1 pseudogene is annotated in these 283 nt (G+C 73.5%); it reads right to left on the bottom strand.

From position 1 onward, the window contains the following. Positions 1 to 283 (bottom strand): annotated as a pseudogene (locus PUR56_RS13905) (ABC transporter permease); the annotation flags it as partial.

The following is a 283-nucleotide window of genomic DNA, read 5'->3' as shown; positions in this document are numbered from 1 at the left end:
GGGGAGTCCGACGGCGCGTTCGCCGTTGCGGCGTTGCTGGATGACGACGGCGACGACGAGGAGGGCGCCCTGGGCGACGTTCTGCCAGAAGGAGTTGATGCCCTGGACGGTGAGGCCGTTCTCCAGGCAGCCGAGGAGGGCCACGGCGAGGAGGGTGCCGCCGATGCCGCCCTTGCCGCCCTTGAGGGCGGCGCCGCCGAGGGCGGCTGCGGTGATGGCCTTGAGTTCGAGGCCCTCGCTGCCGGAGACGGGTTGGCCGGAGCCGGTGCGGGCGGTGAGGAGG

Origin of the sequence: Streptomyces sp. BE303 (assembly GCF_036290945.1) — a bacterium.
In the GTDB taxonomy this organism is placed as follows: Bacteria; Actinomycetota; Actinomycetes; order Streptomycetales; family Streptomycetaceae; genus Kitasatospora.
Note: the sequence above shows the minus strand (reverse complement) of the source record. Positions and strands in the feature narration are given on the sequence as shown.